This window comes from Microbacterium sp. zg.Y909 (assembly GCF_024626565.1).
In genome coordinates this window covers 1-6,201 of the sequence record NZ_JANJFJ010000262.1, presented here as the reverse complement: position 1 = coordinate 6,201, position 6,201 = coordinate 1, and the positions used below count along the sequence as shown (strand labels likewise).

Below are 6,201 nucleotides of genomic sequence, written 5' to 3'. Positions count from 1 at the left end.
CGACATCCTCGTCAAGCTCGCCAAGTGCTGCACGCCGGTCCCCGGCGACCAGATCGTGGGCTTCGTCACCCGCGGCAGCGGCGTCTCGGTTCACCGGGCGGACTGCACCAACGTGCAGTCCCTCATGGCCGACCCTGAGCGCATCATCGAGGTGGAGTGGGCTCCGACGAGCAAGAGCATCTTCCTGGTGCACATCCAGGTCGAGGCACTCGACCGCTCCGGCCTGCTCAGCGACGTCACCCGCGTACTGAGCGAGAACCACGTGAACATCCTGTCCGCGAGCGTCTCGACCACGAACGACCGGCTTGCGATCAGCCGCTTCGTGTTCGAGATGGGCGACACCGTGCACCTGGACCGCGTGCTCAACGCGGTACGGCGCATCGACGCGGTCTACGACGTGTACCGGGTCACTTCGTCCTGACCGGCTGTGCCCGGCGGTGGCCGGGCGCTCGGCACGGCGTACGCCCGCAGGAACGCCGCCGCAGCCCGTTTGTCGGGAACCGGCCCTGCCGCCGCCAGCCACGCCAGCGCATCGTCCCTCAGGTGCGGAGCGATCGTCATCATGCGCACGGCGACGTCGCGGTGGGCGGCGTCGCGTGACCGGGCGAGGTCGGCGAGGGTGCGCGTGGGAGAGGTGACGGCGACGCCTCCGATCATCTCGGCGTCGGCGGCATCCAGCCGCACATCGCTGTAGCGCACCCGCGCGTCGAGCGGCGGGCTCAGGCGGCGGGCCACGACGCGCTGCACGGTGTGCCGGGCGGGGGGCGTGTCGAGGACGCCGTGCACCCACGCGGCGCTCAGGTGTGTCGCAGCGAGCGTCTGCCCCACCAAGGGCGCGAGCGAGGCAGCCCGCAGCTCCCTCGTCTCGACGGCATCCGCCGGCATGTATCCCTCGCCGACCTCCACCAGGTCACCGTCCAGGCGCGCAGCCGCGAGCTCGGCGCCCGACAGGCGACCGCCGGCGAAGTAGAGGAACGGTGACGGCATGCGCTCATGCTCGCCCATCCCTGCCCGCCGTGTGAGCACGAAAGCCCCGACTGTGGACAGTCGGGGCTTTCGATGTGCAGTGCAGACGGGTCAGCCGCCCAGGGCGGACAGCCATGCCTTGCGGGCAGCCAGGGCCTCGTTCGCGGCGGCTTCAGCGCGGCTGTCGCCCGCGGCGCGCGCCGCCTCGAGCTCGGACTCGAGCTTCTCGATCGCGTCGTTGAGCTGGCGCGTCATGTCGTTCGCGCGCGCCTTGGTCTCGGGGTTGTTGCGCTTCCAGTCGGTCTGCTCGCGCGTGGAGAGGGCCTGCTCGATTTTGCGCAGGTCGTCGTCCAGCGAACGCTCGACGTCGCGGGGGAAGATGCGACCGAGCTCGTCCCAGCGACGCTGGATGCCGGTGAGCAGCTGGCGGGCCTTGGCGATGTCCTTCTCGTCGGGGACCGCGGCGGCCTCGACCAGCAGGGCGCGGCGGGCCTCGATCTTCTCCTTGGAGGCCTCGGCGTCGGCATTCTCACGCTCGGCGCGGGCACCGTACAGCGCGTCGCCGGCGGCCTTGAAGCGAGCCCAGAGCGCGTCGTCGACCTTCTTGCCGGCCCGACCCGAGCTCTTCCACTCGTCGAGCAGGTCGCGGTACGCGGCGATGCCGTCCTCACCGCGCGGCGCGAGTGCCTCGGCACGCTCGACGAGGCGCGTCTTACGGTCGCGGGCGGCCTTGTGGGTCTCGTCCAGCTCGGCGTAGAACTCGCGGCGATGCTTGTCGACCGTGCCGCGTGCATCGCGGAACCGCTTCCACAGCTGCTGCGCCGTCGACTTCGGCAGACGGGGACCGTTCTGCTGGTGGGCCTGCCACTGATCGAAGAGCGACGTCATGTCGCTCGTGGCCTGCTTCCACTGCACCGACTTGGGGTCGCGCGCCGCGAGCGCCTCGGCCTGTTCGACGAGCGACGTACGGTGGGCGATCGCCTGCTCGACGGCTTCGCGGGCGGCGGCGACCTCGGACTCCGACGCCGTCGCGAGCTCGGCGTCCAGCGCCTCGACTCGGGCGCTGAGCGAAGCGAGATCGCCGACGGCCATGGCGCCGTTGACCTTGTCGCGAACGAGGGCGACGGCCGAGCGCAGGTCAGCTGCGCTGGCACCGCCGCGGCGATGACGCACCTCGAGGAGCGTCACCTCGCTGACGAGATCGGTGTACTTGCGCTCGAAGTAGGCGAGCGCCTCGGCCGGCGTGCCGTCCGGGTACTGGCCGACGGCGCGCCAGTCATCGCCTTCGCGGACGAAGACGGTGCCGTCGTCGTCGACGCGACCCCACGATGCCGACGGCGCGGCCGGCGGGAGCACGGGCTTCACGGCGGCCTGCGGGGCGCGCGGCATCGGCGGGCGCGGGCCGGGCGCGGGCGCAGGCGCGGGGGCGGCCGCGGGTGCGGCGGGTTCAGCGGGCTGCTCGGTCGACTCGGCGGGCTGCTCGGTCGACTCAGCGGGCTGCTCGGTCGACTCAGCGGGCTGGTCAGCCGAGTCGGCGGGCTGGTCGGTCGACTCGGCGGGCTGCTCGGTCGACTCGGCGGGCTGCTCGGTCGACTCGGCGGGCTGCTCGCTCGACTCGGCGGGCTGCTCGCTCGACTCAGCGGGCTGGTCAGCCGAGTCGGCGGGCTCAGAAGTCTCGGCGGGCTGGTCTGGGGGCTCGGTGGACTCGGTCGACTCGACCGGTGCGGTGGGCTCCGCGAGGGAGTCACCGGCATCCGTCGTCGTCTCTGCCGCGCCCGTGTCGGGTGCGTCGTTGGGCTGGGTCACGGCGTCCACCTCGTCGCCCGTAGCGGGCGTATCGGTCTCGGGCATGTCGGGAGTGGGCTCTGCTGCGGCGTTCACGGAATATTCCTCGTCGCGGCTTGCGCCGCCTTCGCTGGTGGTCGGCTCACAGCCTAGTACGGCAGGGGGCCCGGGTCAGGGGGTGGTGGTCGGTGTGGGGGTCGGGTCCGTCGTCGCATCCGGCTCGGGAAGCGGAAGATCGGGTGCCGGCGTGGTCTGCGTGGGCGTGGGGGTGGGCTCCGGCACGCCGGGTCCAGTCGTGTAGTAGAGCACCTGTCCGCCGATGATGGCCAGCAGCAGCGCGCTCCCGGCGATCCCCGCGATGAGGTTGTCGCGGCGACGACGCTGCTTCAGCCCGCGCTGGTAATCCAGGCGCGCCTGGTAGACCCGCGCGCGCTCTCGTGCGACGCGATCGTCACGGCCCTTCGCCCCAGGTGCCACGGAACCTCCCTCGATCCCGGGTGCCCGGGTTGATGCCGAGCCTACGCGGCCGCGAAAGCGGGCCGCAAAACGTCGCCGCCGCGCCGGGGTCGGTAGCCGCGGCTAGCCTGGAAGGGTGACAACCCCCGCGGCGCTCTTTCAGGGCCAGACGCCCCTGCCCGTGCGCATGCGGCCGGTCTCGCTCGACGAGGTCGCCGGGCAGCGCCATCTGCTGCGTCCAGGCTCCCCGCTGGTGGCGCTCGCCTCGACCGAGACACGTGGAGCCGCCGCCACGTCGGTGATCCTGTGGGGACCGCCCGGCACCGGCAAGACGACGCTCGCGCAGGCTGTCGCCCGCTCGTCGGGCCGTCGCTTCGTGGAGTTGTCGGCGGTGACGGCCGGCGTCAAAGACGTGCGCGAGGTCATGCAAGAGGCGCTGACCCAACGCGACATGTACGGGCAGTCCACGATCCTCTTCCTCGACGAGATCCACCGATTCACCAAGGCGCAGCAGGACGCGCTGCTGCCGGGCGTGGAGAACGGCTGGGTCGTGCTCATCGCCGCCACCACCGAGAACCCGTCGTTCTCGGTCATCTCGCCCCTGCTGTCGCGTTCGCTGCTGCTGACGCTGCAGCCGCTCACCGACGAGGACCTCGGCATGCTGGTCGATCGCGCGGTCAGCGACCCCCGGGGGCTCGCGGGAGCCGTGGCGCTCGATGACGACGCACGGGCCGCGATCATCCGCCTCGCCTCGGGCGACGCCCGCCGCGCTCTCACCGCGCTCGAGGCTGCGGCATCCATGGCCGACCCTGACGCCGAGACGCCGGTGATCACCGCCGACCTCGTCGCGCAGGCCGTCGACCGGGCGCTGCTGCGCTACGACCGGCAGGGCGACGAGCACTACGACGTGATCAGCGCGTTCATCAAGTCGATCCGCGGTTCCGACGTGGATGCCGCCATGCACTATCTGGCCCGCATGATCGAAGCGGGGGAGGACCCGCGCTTCATCGCCCGGCGCCTGGTGATCTCGGCATCCGAGGACATCGGGCTGGCCGACCCGCAGGCCCTGACGATCGCGGTCGCCGCGGCCGACGCGGTCGCCTTCATCGGCATGCCGGAGGGCCGCATCCCGCTGGCCGAAGCGACGGCGTACCTCGCCACGACGGCCAAGTCCAACGCCGCGTACAACGCCATCAACGCCGCGATCGCCGATGTGCGCGCCGGCGGCTTCGGGCGCGTGCCGGTGCACCTGCGCGACGCCCACTACCCGGGGGCCAAGCGTCTGGGCCACGGCAAGGGCTACGTGTACCCGCACGACCTCGAGGTGGGCGTGGCTACGCAGCAGTATTTGCCAGACGAGCTGCGCGGCCGCCGCTACTACGAGCCCACCGCCCGGGGTGTCGAGCGCGACATCGGCGCGCGCGTGGAGAAGATCCGCAAGATCCTCGGCGACTGACCGCCCTTCATGCGGTCCCAGGCCACCGCAGGTGACAAGAAGTGCCACCCGGAGTACCCGCACACACGTCCGGGTGGCAGTAATTGCCGCGTGCGGCCGCCGCGAGTGACAACAACTGCCACCCAGACCGCGGGGTTCGTCGTCCAGGTGGCAGTTACTGTGGCATCACCGCACCACAGGTGACAACAACTGCCACCCGGCGCACGTGCCCCACGTTCGGGTGGCAGTTTCTGTGGCATGAACGCACCGTGAACCGCCACAACTGCCACCTGGAGCACCGGCGCGCCGGGCCGCCGACGTGCCGCGCAGTCACCCGTGCCAGCCGTGGCGGCGCAGCACGGCCGCAACGATGCCGACGGCGCGCGGATCTCGGCCACGGATGTGCAGCGAGGTGAGCCGCACCACCTCCCAACCCTCGGCGGCATAGGCGGCGTACTTCTCGATGTCGCGCGCCCACTGGGTGCGGCTCGTGCGGTGGTGGTCGCCCTCCACCTCGACGACCGTCCGGAACCGGGGATAGACGATCTCGGTGATACCGAGCAGCCGGCCGCGGCCGTCGCGGATCTCCACGTCCAGCTCGGGCTCGGGAAGGCCCGCGGCCGCGGCGTCGATACGGAAGTCCGTCTCCAGCGGCGAGCTGCTGCCCACCCGCACCAGGGCGAGCGCCTCCCGCAGCCGGCCGGCGCCCCGCCGACGCCCCGCGCGCAGCGCCGCGTCGAGCTGTGCGACCGTCGCGAGCCGCTCGTGGGGCACAGGCACTCCCCGCGCGTCGCGGGGGACCCTCACGATCGCGTCGCCGACCCTCACGAGATCACGCACCGAAACCGCGGCGCCGAGCATGGCCCACGTCGAGGCGGGGCTCGCCACGGGCAGCCCGGCGTGCGTGCGCACCGCGACAAGGCCGGCATCGACCTTCACGCCGCGGATGCCGCGGCACCGGGGCGCCCGCCTCGGAGCGACCACCCCGACCTCGAGGTCGCCGCCGGCGGCCAGGGGCAAGCCGTACAGCGCCGCCGCCGTCACCCCCGCGAAGAACGCGTGCGGCGCCATGACGCACTGATAGGCCCGGGCGCGTCGCAGCACCAGCTCCCGCGCGGACGCATCGACCGCGCACGGCTCGTCGGATGCCGCGTCGGTGATCGCCGGCGCAGGTGGCATCCGCTCGCGCACGCCGCGAAACGGGGCGCGAAGATCCGACGCCCGCAGACGGGTCGCACCGACACCGGCGGCCCGGGCATCGGCGGTAGCGAACACGTCGCCGAGCGCCGGGGGGAGGGGCGCGGGTCGCGGCATCCCTTCACTGTGGCGGCCCGGCCCACACGCCCGATCCGGCCGGCGCGCCATCGGTGGAGAAGCGGGCCGATTCCACGCCCCTGCAGGCGGCGCCGACCCTCAGAAGGCTCACACCCCGCGTCTGGTACTCTTGATCGGCTCGAAACCCAGTTTTCGGGCATCCCCTCTTCTCTTTCACCACCTACCGGCATGCCCCGGCGTGCAGTCCGGACAGGGCGAGGAGAGGCGATACGTCCGTGAGCCGC

The 6,201-nt window shown here is 72.2% G+C and carries 6 protein-coding genes; 2 read left to right on the top strand and 4 right to left on the bottom strand.

Going from position 1 to position 6,201, the window contains the following annotated elements; genetic code table 11:
• Positions 1 to 421, top strand: a 421-nt coding sequence (locus NQ160_RS16555) for an ACT domain-containing protein (RefSeq protein ID WP_257516262.1), incomplete at its 5' end; no start/stop codon positions are given.
• On the opposite strand, the gene NQ160_RS16550 is transcribed toward NQ160_RS16555, so the two are convergent.
• The 3 genes from NQ160_RS16550 to NQ160_RS16540 form a co-directional block, all read right to left on the bottom strand.
• Positions 391 to 987, bottom strand: a complete 597-nt coding sequence (locus tag NQ160_RS16550) for a type IV toxin-antitoxin system AbiEi family antitoxin (RefSeq protein ID WP_257516261.1) — start codon at positions 985 to 987, stop codon at positions 391 to 393. The two genes, NQ160_RS16555 and NQ160_RS16550, sit on opposite strands and share 31 nt — an antisense overlap.
• Before the next feature lie 90 nt (positions 988 to 1,077).
• Entirely contained in the window at positions 1,078 to 2,355 is a 1,278-nt protein-coding gene (locus NQ160_RS16545; RefSeq protein ID WP_257516264.1) for a DUF349 domain-containing protein, read from the bottom strand.
• A 567-nt stretch (positions 2,356 to 2,922) separates the two neighbouring features.
• Positions 2,923 to 3,228: a dioxygenase gene (locus NQ160_RS16540; protein ID WP_257516260.1), complete on the bottom strand. Its 306-nt coding sequence runs from the start codon at positions 3,226 to 3,228 to the stop codon at positions 2,923 to 2,925.
• Between the two features lie 166 nt (positions 3,229 to 3,394).
• Here NQ160_RS16540 and NQ160_RS16535 point away from each other — a divergent pair, with 166 nt between their 5' ends.
• Complete coding sequence (locus NQ160_RS16535) at positions 3,395 to 4,663, top strand: replication-associated recombination protein A (RefSeq protein WP_257516263.1); 1,269 nt, start codon at positions 3,395 to 3,397, stop codon at positions 4,661 to 4,663.
• 309 nt (positions 4,664 to 4,972) lie between these two features.
• Here NQ160_RS16535 and NQ160_RS16530 read toward each other — a convergent pair whose 3' ends face one another.
• Positions 4,973 to 5,956: a hypothetical protein gene (locus tag NQ160_RS16530; RefSeq protein ID WP_257516259.1), complete on the bottom strand. Its 984-nt coding sequence runs from the start codon at positions 5,954 to 5,956 to the stop codon at positions 4,973 to 4,975.
• Between the last annotated feature and the right edge of the window lie 245 nt (positions 5,957 to 6,201).